The organism is Oleiphilus sp. HI0132 (assembly GCF_001635845.1).
Window position 1 is genome coordinate 1 of sequence record NZ_LWGJ01001318.1, and the last position, 1166, is coordinate 1166.

The 1166-nt window shown below is 50.4% G+C and carries 1 protein-coding gene; it reads right to left on the bottom strand.

The genetic code is table 11. From position 1 onward, the window contains the following. Positions 1 to 429: 429 nt before the first annotated feature. The coding region (gene folD / locus A3766_RS20095; RefSeq protein ID WP_068642855.1) for a bifunctional methylenetetrahydrofolate dehydrogenase/methenyltetrahydrofolate cyclohydrolase FolD at positions 430 to 1166 on the bottom strand (737 nt) is incomplete at its 5' end.

Below are 1166 nucleotides of genomic sequence, written 5' to 3' on the forward strand. Positions count from 1 at the left end.
AATTCGTGATCTGTTGTTAGAGCAGGGCATTACCTTAGATGATAGTAAAGATGGTACCAGCTGGCGCCGCTCTTAATCACTAATAAACTCAATCGTAGGCAGAGGGTTCTACCCCTCGCTAATGCGGTGCTTCATAGAAACTTTGTGCCAGTCCGCCAGCGAGGCACGGAGACATCTGCCTACAAGTGACTGTCGAGATAGCGCGTTTGTAGTTGTAGGCGGCCCGTCTCGGGGCGCAAGTCTTTCCACGGTGTATCAGATAGCCTAGCGGTTTCGTTCGCGCGGCCGGAGGCCCCGCCTACGTGGAGTTTGGTATATATTCTTTTGTAGGCAGAGGGTTCTACCTCTCGCTAATGCGGTGCTTCATAGAAACTTTGTGCCAGTCCGCCAGGGAGGTACGGAGACCTCTTCCTACAGGCTTGCTTCAACTTAGCTATGCAGCTCATTCGCTGCATAAAGCGTATTTTCCATCAGCGTTGCAACTGTCATGGGGCCTACACCGCCAGGAACAGGTGTAATCCAGCCAGCGCGCTCTTGCGCGACATCAAATTCAATATCACCCACCAAGCGGCCATCGTCCAAACGGTTAATACCCACGTCGATAACAATTGCGCCAGGCTTAATCCATTCACCTTTTACTAAGCCAGGTTTGCCGGCGGCAACGACTACGATGTCGGCCTGAGATATCTTCTCGGGCAGGTTTTTGGTGAAGCGGTGAGTGGTCGTGACAGTGCAGCCAGCTAGTAATAGCTCAAGGCCCATCGGTCGACCAACGATATTAGAAGCGCCGACGATAACGGCATCTTTGCCTCTGATTGTTTGTCCTGTTGTTTCCAATAAAGTCATTATGCCTTTTGGGGTGCAGGAGCGGAGTAGGGGCATTCTTTGTGCAAGGCGGCCAATATTAAAAGGGTGGAAGCCATCTACATCTTTATCTGGGCGTATACGTTCTAGTAAAGGATCGCTGTCTAGGTGTTCAGGCAGAGGGAGCTGAACCAGTATGCCGTCGATTGTTTCGTCGGCATTATATTTGTCAATAAGGCTTTCTAGCTCTTCCTGACTTGTTTCAGTAGGAAGTGTCAGCGTTTCGGATTTGAAGCCGACTTGTTCGCAAGAGTTAGTTTTGTTTCGAACGTACACTTCAGATGCTGGGTCAGCACCTACCA